Origin of the sequence: Streptococcus criceti HS-6 (assembly GCF_000187975.2) — a bacterium.
In the GTDB taxonomy this organism is placed as follows: domain Bacteria; phylum Bacillota; class Bacilli; order Lactobacillales; family Streptococcaceae; genus Streptococcus; species Streptococcus criceti.
The window spans coordinates 1,114,447-1,136,792 of the sequence record NZ_AEUV02000002.1 but is presented as its reverse complement, the minus strand read 5'-3'; the positions used below and the strand labels follow the sequence as shown (position 1 = coordinate 1,136,792).

Sequence of the window (22,346 nt, the reverse complement as noted above, 5' to 3'; positions counted from 1 at the left end):
TCATGACACTAGAAATTACACCAGCACAAGCACAAGAACTAAAACAAGCACTCAAAGATAAAGCAAATGATAAACACTATAGAAAACTTCATGCCCTCCTCCTTCGTTCACAAGGAATGAGCTTAACAGCAATCGGCAAAGAAGTTGGGCTCGTTCACCAGTCTGTTCGCAACTTAATTACCCGTTATCAAAAGGGGGGACTAACAGCTCTATTTAAAGAAAATCGCGGTGGTCGTAGACGTGCTTATATGACCGTCGAAGAGGAAGAAAGATTCCTAAACCAACAACTAGAACGGGCATTAAAGGGGGAGCACGTAACTGTTCAAAGCTTGTTTGAAGCCTATCAAGCTGAAGTTGGAAAGTCAACCACTCGTGAGGGATTCTATGCTTTATTAAAACGCCACGGATGGCGAAAGGTAACTCCTCGTCCAAAACATCCTAAAAAAGCAGACGCTAAAACGATTTATGCGTCAAAAAATAAAATCTATATTCAGGAAGACAAGAAAGCGCTTTAAGCATAGCCGACGTTACAAGAAAGTCCGTCTCATGTATCAAGATGAAGCGGGTTTTGGTCGTATCAGTAAGCTAGGAGCTTGTTGGGCACCTAAAGGTTATAGGCCACATGTAGCCAGCCACTACATTCGAGAATACCGTTATTGTTACGGAGCCGTTGATGCCCATACAGGAGAATCTTTTTTCCTCATCGCAGGAGGTTGTAATACTGAATGGATGAACGAATTTTTAAGACAATTAAGTCAAGCTTTTCCTGACGATTACATTGTTTTGGTTATGGATAATGCCATTTGGCATAAATCAAAGGCTTTAGAAGTTCCACATAATATAGACTTTGCTTTTATTCCGCCTTATACTCCTGAAATGAATCCTATTGAACAGGTCTGGGCTGAAATAAGAAAACGTGGGTTTAAAAACAAAGCCTTCAAAACTTTGGAGGAGGTTATTAATCAACTTCAAGAGGTTATTCAAAGTTTTCATTGGAAAGAGTTAAAAACGATTGTCCATAGAAAATGGACTTCGGCTATGCTTGATTTTCATTGAGTATTAATAATCTTCTTCTACTCCTTGTCCTACCAAAACTTTATGTTATAATAAAAACGAATAAATGGAGGTAAAGGTGCATTGAACAATTAATTTTCTTCTCATTTGATTTCAATTCTTTACGGTCATTTGCTTGATGCCGGTTCGTTTAGAATTGAAATCTCCAAAGTGATAGTATCCTTAAACCAGAAGAAAATTTTTTGTGTGCACTGATTCCGATACTTGACTAGTTTCTGGTCTTTTTGTGCAACCAAACAAGTTCTACTGGATAAGGTAGGACTTGTTTTTTTTAATCCCTGTACGGAGGTTTTTATGCTACAAATACAAAATTTAACCATTATCCAAGAAAAAGATTGGCATACTCTGATTGAAAAATTAACGATGACCATCAATGCCGGTGACAAGGTGGCAATTATCGGGGAAGAAGGCACTGGCAAATCAACTCTGCTCCAATACATCTATTCGCCTGAGCTCATTGCAAATTATGCCAACGTATCAGGACAGATCGTCAATCACTTCTGTGCCATGGGCTACTTGCCTCAAACCTTACCTCAGGAAGACAATCAATTATCTATTAGGGACTACCTCTACAAAGACATAAACTATGACTTATTCGACTTCCACCTGCTTTATCAATTCGCGGCAACCCTGCACTTTGACCGTCAGCGTTTTGAGGACGACAAACAGACGGTCGGACAACTTTCAGGTGGTGAAAAAATCAAACTCCAGCTCTTAAAAATTCTAGCCCATCAACCCGACCTTCTTTTGCTCGATGAACCGTCTAGCGATTTAGATATAGAAACCTTTACTTGGTTGGAACATTTTATCGCCCAAAGCCCCTTGACGATTCTTTTTATCTCCCATGATGAACAATTGCTCAGCAAGGTTGCGACCCATATCATTCACTTGGAGCAAATCAAAAAGGGAAGTCAAGCTCAATCGACCAGCTCTGCTATTGATTACAAGACTTACAAAAACAACCGTCAGAAAGCACGGATAAGGCAGAAAAAAACAGCACGGAAAGAGCGCGAGAAGCAACAAGAACGCTTAGAAAAACTCAATCGTGCCAAATCTGCAGTACGACACGACCTAACAGTCACAAAGAATGACGTTCAAGGACGCCTGCTTTCTAAAAAAATGAAAAACTTGCTATCACGGGAAAAACGTTTTAACCGAGAAGCGGAAAACTTCACTGAATTACCTGACAACCCCGATACAATTGGTCTCTTCTTTGCAGATATTGAGCCTCTGCCAGCTCAGAAAGTACTTCTATCCTATCACGCAGAAAAGCTAATCACTGGCCAAGTCATTGATCTAACCATCAAAGGCCAAGAAAAAATCGCTCTCATCGGTCGCAATGGAATTGGCAAGACCATGCTCATCCGAAAAATCTATCAGGATTTGACAGCTAAGACTGGCATTTCTGTTGGCTATCTGCCCCAAGAATACACAGAAACAATCGACCAAAACCAGACAGCCCTAAACTTCCTCAGTCAAAACGGCCGTGAAGAGGAAGCACGCACACTACTAGCCAGTCTCAAATTCAATCGCAAGGAAATTCTCCATCCTATCAGTGAGCTATCAGGCGGACAAAAAGCCAAGCTTTTCTTGGCAAAAATGGTCTTTGAACGCAATAACGTCCTGCTCCTTGATGAACCAACCCGACACTTCTCTCCTACTTCTCAACCAGAAATCAGACGACTTCTTACAGACTATCCAGGTGCTATCGTCAGCATCTCGCATGACCGCACTTTTATTGAGCAAGTAACCCATACGACTTATCAACTAACCAAAGATAAACTTATCCGGCAAAAATAATGGAGAGCATGGGACACAAGCTCAGCCGTAATCAAAAAACGAACAATGTTAGAATTTTAATCATGTGACATTCATCATTGTTCGCTTTATAGCTTATGACTGGTGGAATGAGAGTTGGTCATAAAGAATTTCTAAAATGAAAACCTTTGCTTCCTGCCTCTTTCAGAAAGGAGTGGAATCAACCCCAAAATCGAAAATTTTGGATCTCACCACGTCCTGGTTTTAAGGTGGTGACCTGAAACGGTCTCTCCTAAGACCGTTTTTGACACTTGCTTTGCAAGCTTCATTTCCCGATTAAAAAAAGTCTCCCAGACCTTTTTAACCCACCTCCGAACCTTTTGAGGCTGGAAATAAGAGGAACGATGGTCATCATTTTAGGTTTTCCGCTTTGGCCTTGGCCCTTGCAGCAAAAAGAAAACCAGCCAGCAGTGATTTATTAAGGCTGAAAAAATATTCCAGCCTTCTATTTCTTGCAGTAATGACAGTTTGACGCTGTGGTTGGGAGTAAGACTTGTCGGCCATGCCAAGAAATCTTACCCCTGCACAATTCATTAGGGGCTTTAGCACCAATGAACCACTGCTGTTGGCTTTCTGTAACTGGAGCTTCTTAGTTTTTAAGCAGCCAACTTAAATAGCCACTGGACTGTTTAACTACCATGCAAATGATAGCGGTCAACCACTGTGCCCCAAGAATTTATTTCAAAAGAGAAATACTGGACGCGTTTTTTGCCCTACTCTCTATCTTCTTTATTTTTAGCAGCCCGATCCGCTTCCTTCTTTTCTCGCTCTAAGCGCAGCTTACGGTTGGGGTTAAGCTTGTTAAATAATTCTTCTAACTTTTCAGCATTCCAGACATCAGCTGCGGAAACAAAATTGCCATCCTTGTCTTTAAATGATATTGGTTTATCTCCCATAAAATTACCTCACGTGTTTGAATTAGTAAATAACCAGACTGAAGCGGCCTACTTAGTACACAGTCTTCACCGCACCTCTATCCAAAAGGTTACGGCGTAAGAAAAACGATTCGCTTTTCGAGCTAGCAAGGTCCCTAGAGAAATTAATCCACAAATTCAAATTCAAAATTGCCAATACGAACCAGATCACCATCTTTAGCACCGCGCTCACGCAAAGCCTGGTCAACGCCCATACCGCGCAATTGGCGAGCGAATTTCATAAGAGATTCGTCACGCTCTAAATTGGTCATGACAAAGAGTTTTTCCAGCTTAGCCCCAGACAATACCCAAGTCGCATCATCGTCACGTGAGATTTCAAATGGCTGTTCGTCAGCGTCAAAGCCATAGTAGGCTTCCTCTTGTTCCATATCTTCTTCACTGTAGAGCAAAAACTCATCCGTTTGGTCAAGCAACTCTGCCGTCGCTTCTAATAAATTTTCCAAGCCTTGATGCGCCAAGCTTGAGATTGGGAAAATCATAGGAAGATCTTCAAACTCACCGTAATTAGCAGCAAGTTTTTCCTTAAAAATCTTGAGATTTTCCTGCGCGTCAGGCATATCCATCTTGTTAGCCACAATAATCTGCGGGCGCTCCATAAGGCGAAGATTATAGGTTTCCAACTCATTATTAATAGAAAGGTAATCTTCATAAGGATCACGTCCTTCAGAAGCAGACATATCAATCACATGCAGGATTACGCGGGTACGCTCAATGTGGCGAAGGAACTGAGTTCCAAGTCCAACACCTTGACTGGCCCCCTCAATAAGACCAGGTAGATCCGCCATAGCAAAGCTCTCACCCGATTTGGTACGCACCATCCCAAGATTAGGCACAATAGTTGTAAAGTGATAGGCTCCTATTTTAGGCTTAGCTGCTGTCACTACGCTAAGCAAGGTTGATTTCCCAACCGAAGGAAAACCAACCAAACCAACATCGGCAAGAATTTTCAGCTCTAACTGAAGCTCACGTTCTTCTCCTGGTTCCCCATTTTCAGAGATTTCCGGTGCCGGATTGCGTGGTGTTGCAAAGCGGATATTTCCACGTCCACCGCGGCCACCTCTAGCAACCACGAATTCTTGACCATTCTCAACTAAATCAGTCAAAATCTTGCCAGTTTCAGCATCGCGCACCGTTGTACCGGGTGGAATAGCAACAATGAGGTCCTCAGCACCACGTCCGTGCATCCCCTTAGTCATCCCCTTATCACCATTTTTAGCCTTGAACTTACGGTTATAACGAAAATCCATCAGAGTGCGCAAACCTTCATCGACCTTAAAGATAACCGAGCCACCCTTGCCGCCATCGCCGCCCCACGGTCCACCATTAGGGACATATTTCTCACGGCGAAAGGCCACCATACCATCACCGCCACGACCGGCTTTGACGCTGATCTTAGCTGTATCCAAAAACATACTCATTCAAATTAGTTCCTATCTTGTAAATTCTAAAAAAGGAGTGAGACAGACAGCTGACTCTGCTCCCAATAATCTCTGAACATTGTCCAATTGATTGTTCGAGGTACGCTCAGCGCAAAGGTCTAAATAGACCTTTCCTCTTTTTATTTTCAACCTCAACAAATCCATCGGATTAACTTTATGGATTAACGCTAATTCAACTTTTCAGCAAACCCTAAAGAAAGAATCTCATCACTGTCTTTAGATCGCTACCGCTATTAAGGTATTAGCGCCATACAAAATTTAAGGCCAGAACACCTCTGTCCCAGCCCCCTTACATTAGAAAATAGCAGCCAGCGCTCCCAAAACAATAGCAGCTACCGTTACAATGATCATAATCAGCATAACAAAGCGTGTTAGAAGTTCAAAACCTGTTTTCTTGCGTGGGCCATTATCTCCAAAAGCCATTTTTTCTACCTCTTTATTGCATTTTTCTAACCTATCTTACCATGATTAGGCCTACAAATCAACTTGAAACCCTGATAAATCAGCCAAGTCCTGGCCTGTTAAGCGCTGATAATGACCTGGGGGTAAATCCTTTGGCAAGGTCAAGGGACCCATGCTCAATCGCTTGAGTTCCACTACTTTTTTACCACGACTGGCTACCATGCGTTTAATCTGATGGAACTTCCCTTCTGCAATCCGAATGTGCACCAAGCTAGTTTGGCTAGTCTGGTCTGTTTCCAAAATCTGCAATTCTGCTGGCTGACAGTCCAAGTCTTTCAGCTCAATTCCTTGGGAAAAGGCTTCTACATCTTCAGCCGTCATCAGTCCTGCTACCTTGGCCTGATAAACCTTAAAAACATGCCGTTTAGGTGACAGCATAGCATGAGCTAGGGGGCCATTATTGGTTAAGAGCAAAAGTCCAGTCGTATCTATATCCAACCGCCCAACAGGAAAAACTTGTTTTTGCCTAGCAGTCTCATCCAGTAATTCAAGAACGGTTCGGTGTTGATTGTCCTCGGTTGCCGAAATAAAGCCCTTGGGCTTATTGAGTAGATAATAAACAAAGCTCTCATGTTTGAGAAGCCTCCCTGCAAAAGTAACCAAATCGCTCTGTTCATTAATCTGCCGTTTGGGTGAAACTTCCAACTCTCCATTAACCTGAACCAACTTCTTCTTCAAAAAGTTCTTGACCTGACTGCGGCTGCCAATGCCACAGTCTGCCAGAAATTTATCAAGCCGCATAATTCTCCAACTCCAGCTTACTTAAAATTTATCCCATTATACCATAAAAGGCTTGACCTTAACGGCCAAGCCTACTGTCTTATATTAGCTTTTAATTTCCTTCACTTCAATCTAAGCCAATTTCATCTTGAACGACCTTGACAATGGTATCAACATAATAATCGACTTCCTCAGTAGTCGGTGCTTCCGCCATAACCCGCAAGAGGGGCTCAGTACCACTAGGACGAACCAAGATACGACCGTTGCCTGCCATCTCTGCTTCCATCTTTTCGATGACGTTAGCAATGGCCGGAACGTCCATGGCCTTATCCTTCATACTGTTTTCTACACGGATATTAACTAATTTTTGTGGATAAATGGTTACTTGAGCTGCTAATTCTGACAGGCTCTTACCGGTTTCTTTGAGCACCTTGGTCAACTGGATAGCCGTCAGCTGACCATCTCCAGTCGTGTTATAATCCATGATAATAACATGACCAGACTGCTCACCGCCGAGATTGTAGCCACTCTTACGCATTTCTTCAACCACATAGCGGTCACCGACAGCTGTAACGACTTTGTTAATCCCTTGAGCGTCAAGGGCCTTGTGGAAACCAAGATTGGACATGACGGTGGTCACGATAGTATTTTGAGCCAATTTACCTTGTTCCGACAAGTGCTTCCCAATGATAAACATAATTCGGTCACCATCAACAATTTGACCATTTTCATCAACAGCAATCAAGCGATCGCTATCGCCATCAAAGGCCAGACCAATTTCTGCCCCTGCTTCTTTAACAGCTTTCTGCAGCTGCTCGGGATGGGTTGAACCGACACCATCATTAATATTGAGGCCATCTGGTTTTTCTCCTATAACCGTAATATCAGCACTGAGATCTAGGAAGACATCACGGGCAGAAACGGAAGCCGCACCATTTGCCGTATCAAGGACAATCTTCATACCTTCTAAATCTGTGCCTGAATCAACCAAGAATTTTTCATACTTACGCAGACCTTCTGGATAATCAACCAGAGTCCCCAGCCCTTGGGCTGAGGGACGAGGTAGCTTATCTTCTGGAGCATCTAGCAATGCTTCAATTTCAGCTTCTCTGTCATCATCCAATTTAAAGCCATCCCCGCCAAAAAACTTGATGCCATTATCCTGAGCAGGATTATGACTGGCTGAAATCATGACGCCAGCACTGGCTTTTTCCGTCCTTACCAAATAAGAAACGCCTGGAGTCGCTAAGACACCTAACTTATAGACTTCAATTCCGACTGACAGCAGACCAGCAATCAAGGCAGATTCTAGCATTTCTCCTGAGATGCGGGTATCACGAGCTACAAAAACACTCGGACGATCGGTTTCATGCTGACTGAGGACATATCCTCCAAAACGACCTAGTTTAAAGGCTAATTCCGGTGTCAAGTCAATATTTGCTTCTCCACGGACCCCGTCCGTTCCAAAATATTTTCCCATAAGATGTTAGTGCTGAGCACTTTCCTCCATTCCTAATCTTGCATTTTCTTTCTTCTTTATGGTGGTCAGCTTGCCATCAATTTCAGATGGATCAACTGTTGCACCATTGCCGACAGATTGATGGTTTTGTTGTATTTTCGGTTACATTAGAAATATCCAAAACAGCTGTTAATTCACTAATATTGTTAAGACTAGCTTGATCGCCTTGCATAAGACTGCCAGGCGATTAAGAGTATAACTGATAGGATATAAGGAACTATTCCCATTCCCTGACAATCTGATTCTAATGGATAATAGGTGCCTTCTTTGTCAGAGGAACAACCTCCACAGAGAGGTCAGCTGTCTCTGGCGAAATTGTGGCCCCCAAAACATTACCATTACTATCAACCGCTTGTAGGTTGACCTTACCTTCATAATCTTCAATCAAAGCCGGCTCATCATCAGGCAGAGTTGCTCTGATATGATCAATCTGAGCAATCGTTGCTTCATTACTAGTCACCTTAGCCTCATCAATGTCTAAATCTGTTGATTTTACTGTATAGCCCTTAGCTACCTGTTCATCAGAAATTTCTGTCTTGACCGCAAAAGTCTTACTCTCCTTTTTGCCAATGGTAACTGTCGCTGTATTCGGTGAGATTTTAGCCGTCATACCAGCCGGCAAGTTATGAACATCCAGCTGTACCTTAGATGTTCCTTCTTTTAGATTAGTCAAATCTGCTGTTACCTGAAAATTGCGGGTTGATTTATTAGTCTCTGTTGTTAGATTAACTCGATTAGATGAACTTAACGTAACCGTGACTGTTGAGGCATAACCAGAAATATAGTACTCATTACTGTCATACTTAAAATTGATAGGAACATTTTCAACAGTATCACTAAAATTGGACGAATTAACTCCGCTCGAATTTCCCTTGTTGATGCCATCACCACTGACTACAGTCATAAAGATTAGGATAGCTAAAAACAGAGAGAATATCCCAGTACCAACTTGTCGAATTAATCGGCGCTTTTGGTGCCAGCGCAGTCTCTTATTTTTCATGGCGACGACCTCCTCTCAACTGGCTTAGGAGATTTGGTTTTTTAGGCTCAGCCGTAATCAGTTTATCCCGCAAAAAAGCTTCTAAGTCATCTCGACTCAAATCGTGAAGGAATTCTCCCTTGTAGGTCACCGATAGACCACCTGTTTCTTCAGAAACAACCAGAGTTAGCGAATCAGAGTTTTCTGATAAGCCGATCGCAGCCCGGTGGCGGGTTCCAAATTCTTTAGAAATATTACCAGATTCAGAAAGAGGCAAGTAGGAACAGGCTGTCGCAATCTTATTTCCTTGAATAATAACAGCACCATCATGCAGCGGTGTATTAGGAATGAAAATATTAATCAGCAGTTGGCTGGTCACATTAGCATCCAGAACAATACCAGTTGCGATATATTCCTGCAAGGTCTGTGTCCCCTCAATCGCAATTAAAGCCCCAATTTTTCGCGGGCTCATATAGGCTACAGCCTTCATCAAAGCATCGACCAAACGCTCATCTTCCGTCATATTATTCGTTTGGATAAAAGCCTGAGGTGTTCGTCCGAACTTCTCCAACCCCGTCCGAATTTCTGGTGCAAAGATAACAACCGCTGCAATAACTCCATAAGTGATAACCTGATTCATCAGGTAAGTAACCATCGTCAGACCGACAATCTGCGCTAGAAAACGCAGAAGAACAAAGAGGACAACTCCTTGAACGAGTGACATGACTTTCGTTCCGGCTAGGGCATTGATAAACTTATAGATGAGGTAAGCAACGATTAAAATATCTAAGATATTGACAACAACAGCCCAAGGGGAATCAAAGATGGACCGCCAAAAGTCAGGATCTAAATTGATTAAATCGTTCATGAATTCCTCTCTTCTTATTTTTTACTGTGAAAATCAGCACTTTTTATTATAGCATTTTTTAATAGGTTTTTCCTTATCATTCTGATAAAGAGAGGGACGAGTTCTAATGATGAATTCTCCCCCAAACTTTACCTTTTAGGAAATTTAATTCTGTGGACCAGACTTCCTCCTATGTTACTAAGAATATGAGGGGGCCTAATTTATCCTAATCAGAGGCTAGGCTTTGTCAAACATCAGAAAATTAGTTACAATAACAACAAATTAATTCACTAAAAAGGAGAAATTATGCTTGGTTCAATTATCGTTGGAGCAATTATCGGAATGCTGGCTGGAGCCATTACAAAGAAGAGCGATTCTATGGGCTGTTTAGCCAATATCATTGCTGGTTTGATTGGCTCCTTTGTCGGGCAGTCCCTCTTTGGTTACTGGGGACCATCGCTGGCTGGCATGGCCCTGATTCCCTCCATTGCTGGGGCGGTTATCGTCATTGCCGTTGTCTCCTTTTTCTTGGATTAGGTAACCAACAATGGTTTAACTCTTGTTGAGTTTAAAAGAGTAACCAGAGTACGCTCTACACTAGCAAAGCAGTGGTAGCTGCATCCCTATTTTTGTAGTTTTGTGAATGATAGCAAGAGTGGACCAGACAGCCATGACATCTGTTCTCACCCACAAAGTATTGTAATCTCTGAAAGTTTCATATCAAAGCTCTTTCATGTATTAACTATTTTCGATAAGGCAGTTTAACACAGTGGTTGGGAGTAAGACTCGTTGCTATACCAAGAAGTCTTTACCTCCACACAGATTATTGGAAGCTGAGTAAAAATTCGTCCAGTAGCCCTATTTTAGAATAAACTTTTGGTGGATGTGATGACCATCATTCATCTTATTTCCAAGCTCAAAAGAACCCTCGGACTTTTGAGCTGTGCCAGGATGGGGATACAAACTAAAATTTTCAATTTTGGGGTTAAGCCCACTCCCAGTGAACCACTGCTGATCGAAAGCCCTTATCTTGGGCTGCAATTCCATTTTCAGACGCCCCTTTAAACAATCAACAATCCGCTGGACTGTTTAAGACCATGCACGTATCGCTCAAATGGTCTGGAAGATTGTTTGAGAAGTTTAAAACTTGCAGGAAAAGCAGAAAATCCTCCAACATTTCCTTACCTCGCTTTCTTATTTCCATGCTTCAGGAAAAAATAGTCCACTGGACTTACCTCGCTTTCTTATTTCTATGCTTCGGGAAAAAATAGTCCACTGGACTATTTTTTTATGATAAAATATCCTTATGAAATTACAAACATTACTAGGGATTACGGCGGGAAAGTCAGCGCATTTTATGCTCAGTAAGATGGGACGAGGATCGACTCTGCCTGGTAAACTAGCCCTAAAATTTGATAAGGATATTTTAGATAGCATTGCTAAGGACTACGAAATCGTGGTCATAACGGGAACTAATGGCAAAACTCTAACAACCGCCTTGACTGTCGGTATTCTCAAAGAGGCCTTTGGGGAAGTTGTAACCAATCCAAGCGGTGCTAATATGATTACTGGTATCACTTCAACCTTTTTGACAGCTAAGAAGGCCAAGTCTGGCAAGAAAATTGCCGTGCTGGAAATTGACGAAGCTAGTCTGCCAAAAATCACAGATTACATCACTCCTAGCCTCTTTGTTTTTACGAATATCTTTCGCGATCAGATGGATCGCTACGGAGAGATTTACACAACCTACCAGATGATTTTAGATGGAGCTGCCAAAGCTCCCCAAGCTACTATTTTGGCCAATGGGGACAGCCCTCTCTTTCATTCCAAAAAGGTTGTCAACCCTGTGCAATTCTACGGTTTTGCCACAGACAAAGGGGAGACTAAACAGGCTCACTATAACACCGAAGGCACCCTCTGCCCCAAGTGTCAGCATATTTTGGAATACCGTCTCAATACCTATGCCAATTTAGGAGACTATGTCTGCCCTAACTGTGGCTTTGAACGGCCAAAATTAGACTATGTGCTTACGAAGTTGACTGAAATCACCAATACAACCTCTAAATTCATCATTGATGGTCAGGATTATAAAATCAATGTTGGCGGCCTCTACAATATCTACAACGCCCTAGCTGCCGTGGCTGTAGCCGAATTCTTTGGTGTTGAGTCCAGTCAAATTAAAGCTGGTTTCGATAAAAGCCGAGCAGTCTTTGGGCGTCAAGAAACCTTTAAAATTGGTGATAAGTCCTGTACTCTGGTTCTGATTAAGAACCCTGTTGGTGCCAGCCAAGCCCTAGATATGATTAAATTAGCACCTTATCCCTTCAGTCTCTCCGTTCTTCTCAATGCCAATTATGCCGACGGTATTGATACCAGCTGGATATGGGATGCTAATTTCGAGGCTATCCTAGACATGAATATTCCAGAAATCAATGCCGGTGGTGTCCGCCACTCTGAAATTGCCAGACGTTTGCGGGTCACTGGTTATCCAGAAGATAAAATTACCCAAGCTGAGAGCCTCAAGGACATCATGACCTTGATTAAACAACAAGATGAAGAGCACGCCTATATTCTGGCCACCTACACAGCCATGCTGGAATTCAGAGAAATTTTGGCCAGCCATCACGCTGTTGGAAAGGAGATGCACTAATGGTTTATACCTCCTTACAGTCTCCTAGTTATCGAGACTATGATTTTGAGCTTCATATTGCCCACCTGTACGGAAACCTCATGAATACTTACGGTGATAACGGTAATATCCTTATGCTCAAATACGTGGCTGAAAAGTTGGGAGCCAAGGTCTCTGTCGATATTGTCTCTTTGGATGACGACTTTGACGACAGCTACTACGATCTGGTTTTCTTCGGTGGCGGTCAGGACTACGAGCAATCTATTGTTGCCCAAAACCTCCCTCGCATTAAGGACGCCATCGGTCGCTATATCGAAAACAACGGTGTTCTCTTAGCTATCTGTGGGGGGTTCCAATTATTAGGCCAATACTACGTCCAAGCCAATGGTGAAAAAATCGACGGCATCGGTGTCATGGGTCACTATACCCTCAACCAAGAAAACAACCGCTACATCGGTGACATCAAGATTCACAACGAGGAATTTGATGAAACTTACTATGGTTTTGAGAATCATCAAGGTCGCACCTTCCTTGCCAATAATGAAAAGCCTTTAGGCATCTGCCTCTACGGTAATGGTAACAACAAAGAAGATGGCACCGAGGGGGTTCACTACAAGAATGTCTTCGGCTCCTACTTCCACGGCCCAATCCTCTCCCGCAATGCTAACCTTGCCTATCGCTTAGTTACAACAGCGCTACAAAACAAATACGGTCAAGACGTCAAGCTTGCCAGCTATGACGACATCTTAGCCCAAGAAGTTCCCGAAGAATACGCAGACGTTAAAAGCAAGGCGGAGTTTGAAAAATAAGAAACTGTATTCACAAGTTTAAATTCTTAGCGTCAGCTGGAAAAAGCGACCATAAGGTCGCTCAAAACAGACAGTTGCCGCCGTGATAAAAAGACGATTGCCTCTATTTAAGTTAATCGTCAAGGGGATTTTCAAGACCCTAGGCTTGAAAATGAGCAATGAAACTCTGTTAGGAGGTCACTTGCGTCCCTACCACATAAGGCTAACTGTCAAAAAATGTGAATACAAGTTCTAAGACCGAACCCCTATCACCACTTTTAAATTTAGATATTGAGGAAAGCCCAAGAATTTGCTGGGCTTTTGCTTTGCTATTAAGACTGCTTGTTGAAACTTTTTTGAAAGCAAAAACTTCCACCTTTTATGAGATGGAAGTTTTTATAATCTTAACGTAAGACATCCTCTACTACTACTTCTTAGGCTTACTTAGTCTAGTCTTCATGTTCATCCATTTTACGGCTACCAAGTAGAGTAAGAGCAGCATAGAGAACAATACCAACACCGAAGGCCGCAAGACCATAACCATTTGAATCTCCCGTTTGTGGAAGGGCTGCTTGCTTTTGAACTGGGGCAGCAACAGATTTTGGTTCAGCCATCTTCACTGGAATTGGAGTGGTCGGTGTTTGTGGCTGAGGCTGCGGGTCTGGTGTTTTAACAGTTGTAACGGTTGTCGGAACAATTGGAATAACCGGTATCGGATTCACTGCAGTTTCCTTGACAATATTTTTATGCCAAGTTAATTCCAAAGTTTTGGGAGCTTCAGGCTTCTTAGGATCTTCAACTGGTTCTGGCTTTTCAGGAGCCTGCCCCGGATCTTTCGGTACTGACACAACTGAGTTAGCAGAGAACCAAATAGTTGTTGGCAGGTACTGATCGTTACCTCCGGCAGTAACTGTGAATGGTTGTCCTTTATAAGTCATAGCACCGGCACCGTAGAAAGCTGATTTAGACCGTGGAGTGCCATCATCATTAATAGCATCCCAACCGTTTTCACCGTCACCATTGAAGGCGGAACCATTAGTCTTGTATTGGTTATCTTTCTCTGAATATGCTGAACCATTGTGATTTTGAATAGATGATCCTGGAATTTGGATATATTCATTATCACCCACTTCTACCGCTTCCAAGTGATTACCGTATTCAGTAATCCAGTGGTTAAGGGAAGATAAGCCCATGATCGCCTTGTTGTTAGTCAAATCAACTCGGTTTCCATCAATATCGAAGAAGGTTGGGTGGATAGTGATACTAATCTTATCACCACGGCCTTCCTTAGATGTCTGTGCCCCAATAAAGATTGTCTTTGTTGGATCATGGAAAAGTTTAACCAAGGCATCATTATCGTTATTGGTTGTGCTATTAAGTGTATAGTCGATGACAACCTTGCTCAATTTCTTGCCATCGTAATAAGAATTTTCTAGTCCAGTGTAAGTTGCTGTTATGGTTTGGCCAACCTGAATGCGGAACCAAACATCTTCTTGACCAGTTGTTGGATTTTGGTCGGTAAATTCATCAGCATTATATGTACCGTTAGTTTGGTACTTGTCAGTATTAAATTGATCTAAGATACCATCTGTATGGTGCTTAGCAACAGCTTCTTTAGTCAAGAACTGGCTAACACCTTCCAAGGCAATAGTAGCATTTGGTTCATTTTGGTAAATCAAACCTTGTGCCTTCTCAATACGACCGGCATCAATACCTTCAGCAATTAGCTTTTGGTATTCTTCGTAGGCAGCTTTTTGAGCTTCGTACTCCTTACGATCTTCTTCATACTTAGCTAAGGCTTCTTGATATTTCTTATCCGCTTCTGGTTTACTATCAAGCTCACGCTGATAGTTTTCCATATCAGTTTTATATTGGTCAAGCTTTCCTTTTTGAGCTGCTAACGCGTCTTCAACCGCCTTAGCCTGTGCTTGGTTATCAGCATGTGCTGCTTCTACCGAAGGCTGTTCTTTCATGCCAGTTTCTGAAAGAATTACAGCTGGACTAACAGCAGCCTTATTATCTTCATTAAACTGAGAAACATCTGCCTTCGCTTTTTCCAAATCTTGTGAAGTCACTTCTGACGTCGTAGTTGATGTTCCATCACCATTATCTTGCTTGCCAATTTCTGTAACGGTTGGATCAGTGACAGGCACTGCTTGATTGTTGCTATCAGTTTGAGCCTCTTGGCTTTGACCGCTTTGAACTTGCCCAGATTGTGCTGCTTGCTCCTGTGACACCGCTGACTGATTCGTTTGATCGCTGCCGTTTGCAGCTTCATCAGCAAAAGCTGTATTCGTTGCAAAAACGGTAGCCAAAAGCAGGCTACTAAAGAGCGTGTAGCTCTTGAGTTTTTTTGTTGACATTTCATTATCCTCCCAATGATAATTAAAATTAAAAAAGTTTATTTATTCGATGAGCTCCCATAACTCGTTCAACACTCTCACACATTGAATCGTTATCTCATCTTTCCTATCGTAACATTCCGTAATTGTTTTGTAAACTAATTTGTTTTACAAAATTATTTTATAATAAAAATTTCTTTAACTTTCAAATGATTTTTTGACTTTGTTCGCCTTGCTGAGCATCTTCTTCTCATCATTATTGTCTGCATCTGCCACTCCACCAAGGCTGAATAAAATAAAAAAACCAGTCCCAAACTGAACTGACTTTCAAAGCAAAATAAAGATTTAGAAATTGTGCTTTTTCATCTTAGCTTCAAAGATACCATTGATAATGCTAGACAATTCTTGAGCCAAGTCATCTGGTAATTCCCCAGCTTCCTCTGCTTTAGCATAAAGGTCTGGATGTTCCTGAGCAATCTTTTTTATCGTTGCCTTGGTGGCATGTCCCCGAAACATTTTAGGAATTCTTTCCATATATTCTGGTTTTACCAAAGCTAAAATTTTTTCATCTGCTGTCATCTCTGATTTCCTCCCTTTTTGAAAATTTACACTTCGTTCTGACCTAGTAGTCTACCACTTTTCTCGCAAAAAAGAAATTTAAAAAGCCTCCAGCTAGAAACTGAAAGCTTTGGGCTTGAGAATTATACAGAAGAGGTATTCTCTTTGTATTTAAGACCTGTTAAAATGAGAGACACCAAAGTAAAAGTACTAGCAGCAGACTCAAGATGTTCATAACCAGTATCACTCAAGTCAACTGGTTTGCTAGCATCATCAGAAACAAATAATCTTAGCAGTTAAATAAAACACCTCATTTCAAAAAAGGATTTTAAAAAGTGCCTTTATCCCACCTAGTAATCCCTTACAAGCTTGCCTAACTCAGGCTGATCCTATTTAAAGGTAAGGTTTCAGGGCTTTTGATAGAGCCTTGTAACCTTCTTGGGTTAAATGTAGCCCTTCCTGAGTGTACAGCTCTGCTAGTTGACCTTGCTCATCAAGCAGGGTATCGTAAACATCAATAAACTCAATTGCTGGTATGTTCTGCAGCTCTCGGTTCAAAGCTTGAATAGTTTGATTGCGCCGAATTTTAACTTTAGCTTGATAGCTTTCTGCTTCATTTATCGGCAAAACAGATAGGAGCGAGATAGGACAGCCAACAGCTTCCATTTGCACATGATGGATCAATTCTTCAATTTTTTCAGCAATAGCTGGCACATCATATCCCATACCGATATCATTGGTGCCAATCAGCAAAAAAATTCTATCGGGCTCCTGATGTCCCAAAACTTCTGGAATATGATCAGCCAGCCAATGGGCCGAAATACCAGCAATACCATGGTTAACAAAATTAAAATTATGCCCCAAATATTTTTTCAAAGGGAAAAATTCAACAATGGAATCTCCCATAAACAGGACACTGGCCTCTTTGACCTTCTCAGTCTGAAACTGATGGCACCGTTCCTCTTGATGATTAGTAAGCGCAGGATTATTTCTCGATTCAAACATCATAAGTTTAGTCTAGCAAAAAAATTAGCAATTGACCATTATAAATCAATAAATGGAAGTTAGAAGCCTTATCAGCCACCAGTTTAGCCGGTGGTTTTCTTAGAAAAGCTGGAAGCCCTAATAAAAAGGCTCTTCTCGTGTCTAGCTATAAGTCACCCACTACAAGTTGACAGAGAGTCTATAAAAAAGACCCACCATCCAAATGACGAGCAGATCTTTTAAGTATTTTATCAATATAGAAACTGAGCTTAGTCTTCTTTACGTTTCATACTTCCAAGAAGTGTTAAAGTAGAGAAGGCTAGAATTCCAGCACCGAAGGCAGCAACACCATAGCTGTTAGCATCACCAGTTTGCGGCAGAGCTTGAGCTTTCTGCATCGTTGGAGTAGCTTGGGCACCTTGAGCAGCTGTAACAGGCTTTTCTGGCACTTTAGGAGCTGGCGAAGGTGCTGGTGACTTAGGAGGTTCCGGACTAGTAGGAGGCGTTGGTTCACCTGGTGTTGTTGGTGTTGGCGGCGTTGGTTGTCCTGGAGTTGGCATTTCAGCAACCGCCTTAACAATAGCCTTGTTATACTTAACGCTCACAGCAGATAGCTTAGGTCTCTCTGGTTCTTTTGGAGCTTCACCCGGAGCTTTAACAGCCAAGGAGTTCACAGCAAACCAGATAGCTGTTGGAACTCCAACATTGTTACCAGAAGCTGAAATGGTGAATGGCTCACCATTATAAGTCATTGCTGCGGCACCATAAGCAGATGTTTTGGTCCGTTTTTCTCCATCTGGATTGATCTTATCCCAACCGTCTTCACCGTCACTATTGAGAGCTGCACCATTAGCAACAAATTCATTATCAGATGGTGAATAAATAGCACCATCAGGATTAATCTTAACAGATGAATCTTTAAAGCCAACAAATTTATTCTCACCAATGTTAAGAACTTTCTCAACGTGATCACCGTATTCAGTTGTCCAGTGGTTGAGTGAAGACAAGCTGATAACTGAGTTGTCACCATTGATATTAATCAAATGACCATTTTCATCGTAGAACTTCACTTGCAAATCAGCAGTGATTTCCTTAGAAGGATCATCTGATGTTTGAGCACCAATAAAGATTGTCTTGGTTGGGTCATGATAAAGTTTTACAATAGCAGTGTTATCATTGCTAGTCGTACTGTTCAACTTATAAGTTGCGACAACCTTACCAATCTTAGTACCAAGGTAAGTTGCATTTTCAAGGCCAGTGTAAGTAGCCGTAACGGTATCACCAACATTCATCTTGAACCATGCATCTTCATTATTAGCGTATGGATTTTCTGATGTGAAGTCAGATCCTGGATACTTATCCGTATTAAATTGTTGAAGAATTTCATCTTGAACGTGGTTAGCTTGTGCTTCTTTAGTCACATATTGGCTAACACCGTCAATAGAAACCACTGCGTTTGGTTCATTGTTATAAATAAGTCCCTTAGCAACTGTTGCGTTTTCAGGATTTGATAGGTCTTTTACTTTAGCTTGGTAGTCATTGTAAGCCTTAACTTTTTCATCATAAGCAGCCTTATCAGCAATGTACTTTTCATTTTCTTTGTTGTAATTAGCTAATTTTTCTTTATAATCAGCAACATCTTTTTGATACTGAGTCAAAGTATTTTTAACTTCTTCAGCTTGCGCCTTATTAGCAGCATCTGCTTCTTCAACAGTATCATAAGTCTTAGTTTCACCTTGCGAAATAGTTACAGGCGGAACAACTACATTTGATTGTGTGGTATTAGCATCTTGAGCCCCATCTTTGTTGACATCACCTTTATCAGTATTGCCAGTTGATGGTTTGTTAGCTTCATTGAAGTTATTAACATCATTGACAGCTTGAGTCAACTCAGGTGAAGTAACTTCTGATGTCGTCGTTGTTTTGTTACCTTCAGTTTGTTGATCAACAACTTTAACTTGAGGTCCAGTAGTCGCAACTTGTGACGCTTGATTATCAGCTGCTGTATTAGCAGTTGTATCAGTTGCTTCATCAGCCAATACCTGTTGGCCAGCAGCGATTGAAGTTAAAACTAAACCGCTAAGAAGTGAATACTGAGTCAATTTCTTCTTTCCCATTTTAATAACCCTTCTTGATTATAGAAATTTAGCAATTGTTACAAAATTATTTTATTTGTAAAAGATTTGCTATGTCAAACAGTGTAACAAATTAGTTATTAAAAATCAATCTCAGGAGGCGTTTAAGGATATTTTATAAAAAAACTCAATATTTTCGTATTTCCAAAGTAATATTTGTTATTTTGGTGTAATTTTTCTATCAAACTACAATTGCTTTAGCGACTTCTTCAACACTCATACCAGAGAAATAGCGACTGATATCCACCGTTTTCAAGCGCTCTAAAATATCCATATATTCGTATCGGCACCCCAATAAGATATTCTCTACAGCAGCAACATCCAAGACACCGAAAAAATCACCGTAAATCTTAATCCCTTTAATAATCGAATTTTCAACATTAGCAAATATGTTAATCTTACCGGCAGGATAGCGAACATTACGTTCAATGGTATATTCTGGTGCCTGACCATAAGTCCAATCCCAGGTATTGAATTGTTCTTCATAGGATTTTTGAATTTTGGCTAGCTCATCATCACTGAGGACGTACTCGGTCATATCAGGATACATTTCTTTCATCTTGTCCAAGATTTTATCAGAAAACTCTTGAACTGTAATCTTCTCTGGCAGTTCACTTAGAATATTAGTCACACGGGAACGCACAGATTTGACCCCTTTGGACTCAATCTTATCTTTACTTACTTTCAGAGCATTGCCTAACACGGTCATATCTACATCAAATAGCAAGCAACCATGATGCATCATCCGTCCCTTGTAATAGGCTTGAGCATTCCCGCAAATTTTCTTGCCATTAATTTCAAGATCATTACGACCAGAAAACTCTGCTGTGACCCCCAGATCAGCCAATGTTGCAATTACAGGCTCCGAAAAGGTTTTAAAATCAAAGGCGCCTTCATCAGATTTATTAGAAATAATTGTGTAATTGAGGTTGTTAAGATCGTGGTAGACAGCACCACCACCTGATAAACGACGAACAACATGGATACCATGTGCATCTGTATACTCTTTATTGATCTCCTGAATAGCATTTTGGTGCCTACCGATGATAATAGCGGGTTCATTAATCCAAAGGATAAAAAGCTCATCTTCGTCAACGAGTTCTCGAAAGGCATACGCTTCCAAGGCAATATTATAGGCAGGGTTATTAGATTTATTAACGATATATTTCATTTAGTAAAAACCTCACATCTGAATAAAATTTTATGGATATGGTGATTTCAGCACACTCCAAAACAAAAGAGTTCGAATCAATCAGAACTCTTTCTTCCATTATTATACATAAATGAGCCACAGTAGCCTATTATTTACGTTTTGGTGGATTATGAATGGCTTCACCAAGCACATCAGCAAAAGCTTCGTAAAGTACTTCTGAGAAGGTTGGATGTCCATGAATAGACTGGAGCAATTCATCAACGGTCAGTTCATTCTCCATAATAGTTGAAGCTTCATTGATCATTTCAGCAGCAGCCGGGCCAATAATATGAACACCGAGGATTTCATGATACTTAGTATCAGCGATGACTTTTACAAAACCTTGAGCTTCATTTGAGGCAATAGCACGACCATTGCCAGTAAAGCTAGCCTTACCGATCAAAATATTGCCGTACTGCTGACGGGCATCTTCTTCTGTGATACCGCACATGGCCACTTCCGGATGCGTATAAACGGCGGCCGGTGTATAATCAAGATGAGCCTTACGAACATTACCCCAAATAGCATTTTCAGCAGCAATCTCACCCATGCGGTAGGCAGCATGGGCCAGCATCTTGATACCATTAACATCGCCCGGTGCGTAAATTCCAGAAATAGAAGTTTCTTGGTAATCATTAACCTTAATACGGCCGCGCTCCATTTCTAAATCAAGTTTTTCCAGACCTTTTAACTGTGGTACTCGGCCGATAGATAGAAGAGCCTTTTCAGCCACCACTTCTTCACCATTATTAAGTTTAAGAGTCAGCTGATTGTTAGCTTCCACAATTTCAGAAACACCGACTTGTGTCTTGATCCTCATGCCTTTCTTAGTCAGGATTTTTTCTAGTTCCTTGGATACTTCTCTATCCATGGCAGGAATGATACGGTCAGCCATCTCAATAACAGTAACTTCAACACCATAAGAGGCCCAGACTAGACCTAACTCAATACCAACAACGCCACCACCCATCACGGCTAGAGACTTAGGCATTTCACGCAGGTCTAGAATATCATCAGAGGTCAACACTAACGAAGAATCAATGCCCGGAATATTGATACGAGAGACTGTTGAACCCGTTGCCAAGATAATACTGCGCCCCTTAATCGTCTCAGAGCCAATTGTCACGGTCTTATCAGGATTTACGGTAGCAAAACCGTTGAACATGGTGACTTTGTTAGCCTTGAGGAGACCGCGAACACCACTGGTCAATGTCTTAACCACTGAGTTTTTAAAATCGACAGTCTTATCCATATCAATGCTATAGTTAGTTGATGCCAAATTAATACCACGGCCCGCAGCGATCTTTAAGCCATCCAAAATTTCAGCATTTTTCAGATAAGTCTTGGTCGGAATACAGCCTTTATTGAGGCAAACACCGCCGTACTCTCCTTTTTCAACGATAGCAATCTTTCCGCCTAGCTGGGCACCACGAATAGCAGCATAGTAACCAGCAGGCCCGCCGCCAACCACAACAATATCATACTCATCATCAGCTAAAGCTGCAGAGGCTGGTACAGCATCAGGAACCAGAGCCTTAGGAACTTGCAGACCTGCAGCTTCCAAATTAGCTGTTGCTTCTTCGACGGTTGGCTCTGGGGAAGTAGGGACTGACGCAGCACCAGTATCCACAACTTCACCTTCTGCACCAATATAGCCGATCGCTTCTGTAACAGGCACTGTGTCACCTGCTGGGTGAATGATTTTCAGAAGAACGCCTGAGTCTTCCGCTTCGATTTCCATATTGGTTTTATCGGACATAATTTCAAGGAGGATATCACCTTCTTGGACGGTGTCACCTTCTTGTTTCTTCCACTCGATGATTTCGCCTTCGGCCATGTCAACACCGAGCTTAGGCATAATAATTTCTACTGCCATATTTAAGATACCAAGAGCGAAAAGAAAACGACTGAATCTAGGAAATCGT

At 41.6% G+C, this 22,346-nt stretch carries 17 protein-coding genes and 1 pseudogene; 5 read left to right on the top strand and 13 right to left on the bottom strand.

The window, feature by feature from the left end; translation table 11 throughout:
- Positions 1 to 2: 2 nt before the first annotated feature.
- Together STRCR_RS11685 and STRCR_RS05430 are read left to right on the top strand one after the other, a co-directional pair.
- A protein-coding gene (locus STRCR_RS11685; RefSeq protein ID WP_076612110.1) for an IS630-like element ISStso1 family transposase occupies positions 3 to 1,056 on the top strand; the annotation gives its coding sequence in 2 pieces (ribosomal slippage) (positions 3 to 440 and positions 442 to 1,056; 1,053 coding nt in all).
- A 312-nt stretch (positions 1,057 to 1,368) separates the two neighbouring features.
- On the top strand, positions 1,369 to 2,874 hold the full coding sequence (locus STRCR_RS05430; RefSeq protein WP_004226661.1) for an ATP-binding cassette domain-containing protein: 1,506 nt from the start codon (positions 1,369 to 1,371) through the stop codon (positions 2,872 to 2,874).
- Between the two features lie 731 nt (positions 2,875 to 3,605).
- Here STRCR_RS05430 and STRCR_RS05425 read toward each other — a convergent pair.
- The 7 genes and pseudogenes from STRCR_RS05425 to cdaA all read right to left on the bottom strand — a co-directional run bounded on the left by STRCR_RS05425 (position 3,606) and on the right by cdaA (position 9,814).
- Complete coding sequence (locus tag STRCR_RS05425; RefSeq protein ID WP_004229200.1) at positions 3,606 to 3,788, bottom strand: hypothetical protein; 183 nt, start codon at positions 3,786 to 3,788, stop codon at positions 3,606 to 3,608.
- A 143-nt stretch (positions 3,789 to 3,931) separates the two neighbouring features.
- Complete coding sequence (gene obgE / locus STRCR_RS05420) at positions 3,932 to 5,245, bottom strand: GTPase ObgE (protein ID WP_004229973.1); 1,314 nt, start codon at positions 5,243 to 5,245, stop codon at positions 3,932 to 3,934.
- Positions 5,246 to 5,560: 315 nt separating this feature from the next.
- The gene (locus STRCR_RS11675) at positions 5,561 to 5,689 is read right to left on the bottom strand and encodes a DUF4044 domain-containing protein (protein ID WP_004228901.1); all 129 of its coding nucleotides are present in this window, start codon (positions 5,687 to 5,689) and stop codon (positions 5,561 to 5,563) included.
- A gap of 51 nt (positions 5,690 to 5,740) precedes the next feature.
- Complete coding sequence (locus STRCR_RS05415; RefSeq protein WP_004227044.1) at positions 5,741 to 6,469, bottom strand: pseudouridine synthase; 729 nt, start codon at positions 6,467 to 6,469, stop codon at positions 5,741 to 5,743.
- A 106-nt stretch (positions 6,470 to 6,575) separates the two neighbouring features.
- Entirely contained in the window at positions 6,576 to 7,928 is a 1,353-nt protein-coding gene (gene glmM, locus STRCR_RS05410) for a phosphoglucosamine mutase (protein ID WP_004225892.1), read from the bottom strand.
- A 6-nt stretch (positions 7,929 to 7,934) separates the two neighbouring features.
- Positions 7,935 to 8,967 (bottom strand): annotated as a pseudogene (locus tag STRCR_RS05405) (CdaR family protein).
- Complete coding sequence (gene cdaA / locus STRCR_RS05400; RefSeq protein WP_004225876.1) at positions 8,957 to 9,814, bottom strand: diadenylate cyclase CdaA; 858 nt, start codon at positions 9,812 to 9,814, stop codon at positions 8,957 to 8,959. The pseudogene STRCR_RS05405 and the gene cdaA overlap by 11 nt, the downstream one beginning before the upstream one ends.
- 285 nt (positions 9,815 to 10,099) lie before the next feature.
- Between cdaA and STRCR_RS05395 the strand changes: the two genes are divergently transcribed.
- The 3 genes from STRCR_RS05395 to gatD all read left to right on the top strand — a co-directional run bounded on the left by STRCR_RS05395 (position 10,100) and on the right by gatD (position 13,231).
- The gene (locus STRCR_RS05395) at positions 10,100 to 10,330 is read left to right on the top strand and encodes a GlsB/YeaQ/YmgE family stress response membrane protein (protein WP_004225329.1); all 231 of its coding nucleotides are present in this window, start codon (positions 10,100 to 10,102) and stop codon (positions 10,328 to 10,330) included.
- 769 nt (positions 10,331 to 11,099) lie between these two features.
- Positions 11,100 to 12,443, top strand: a complete 1,344-nt coding sequence (gene murT / locus STRCR_RS05385; protein ID WP_004227235.1) for a lipid II isoglutaminyl synthase subunit MurT — start codon at positions 11,100 to 11,102, stop codon at positions 12,441 to 12,443.
- Entirely contained in the window at positions 12,443 to 13,231 is a 789-nt protein-coding gene (gatD, locus tag STRCR_RS05380) for a lipid II isoglutaminyl synthase subunit GatD (RefSeq protein WP_004225284.1), read from the top strand. Before murT ends, gatD begins: the two co-directional genes overlap by 1 nt.
- Before the next feature lie 428 nt (positions 13,232 to 13,659).
- Here gatD and STRCR_RS05375 read toward each other — a convergent pair whose 3' ends face one another.
- The 6 genes from STRCR_RS05375 to lpdA all read right to left on the bottom strand — a co-directional run bounded on the left by STRCR_RS05375 (position 13,660) and on the right by lpdA (position 22,297).
- Positions 13,660 to 15,573 (bottom strand): GbpC/Spa domain-containing protein, encoded by a 1,914-nt coding sequence (locus STRCR_RS05375; RefSeq protein ID WP_004229733.1) that lies wholly within the window; start codon positions 15,571 to 15,573, stop codon positions 13,660 to 13,662.
- A gap of 324 nt (positions 15,574 to 15,897) precedes the next feature.
- Entirely contained in the window at positions 15,898 to 16,131 is a 234-nt protein-coding gene (locus STRCR_RS05370) for a hypothetical protein (protein ID WP_004227542.1), read from the bottom strand.
- Positions 16,132 to 16,503: 372 nt separating this feature from the next.
- On the bottom strand, positions 16,504 to 17,118 hold the full coding sequence (locus STRCR_RS05365; protein WP_234944257.1) for an SGNH/GDSL hydrolase family protein: 615 nt from the start codon (positions 17,116 to 17,118) through the stop codon (positions 16,504 to 16,506).
- 245 nt (positions 17,119 to 17,363) lie between these two features.
- Positions 17,364 to 19,211 carry a GbpC/Spa domain-containing protein gene (locus STRCR_RS05360; RefSeq protein WP_004229295.1) on the bottom strand — a complete coding sequence of 616 codons (1,848 nt, stop codon included), beginning with the start codon at positions 19,209 to 19,211 and terminating at the stop codon, positions 17,364 to 17,366.
- A 199-nt stretch (positions 19,212 to 19,410) separates the two neighbouring features.
- Positions 19,411 to 20,400 (bottom strand): lipoate--protein ligase, encoded by a 990-nt coding sequence (locus STRCR_RS05355; protein ID WP_004225874.1) that lies wholly within the window; start codon positions 20,398 to 20,400, stop codon positions 19,411 to 19,413.
- 130 nt (positions 20,401 to 20,530) lie between these two features.
- The gene (gene lpdA, locus STRCR_RS05350; RefSeq protein WP_040804883.1) at positions 20,531 to 22,297 is read right to left on the bottom strand and encodes a dihydrolipoyl dehydrogenase; all 1,767 of its coding nucleotides are present in this window, start codon (positions 22,295 to 22,297) and stop codon (positions 20,531 to 20,533) included.
- Positions 22,298 to 22,346: the final 49 nt, after the last annotated feature.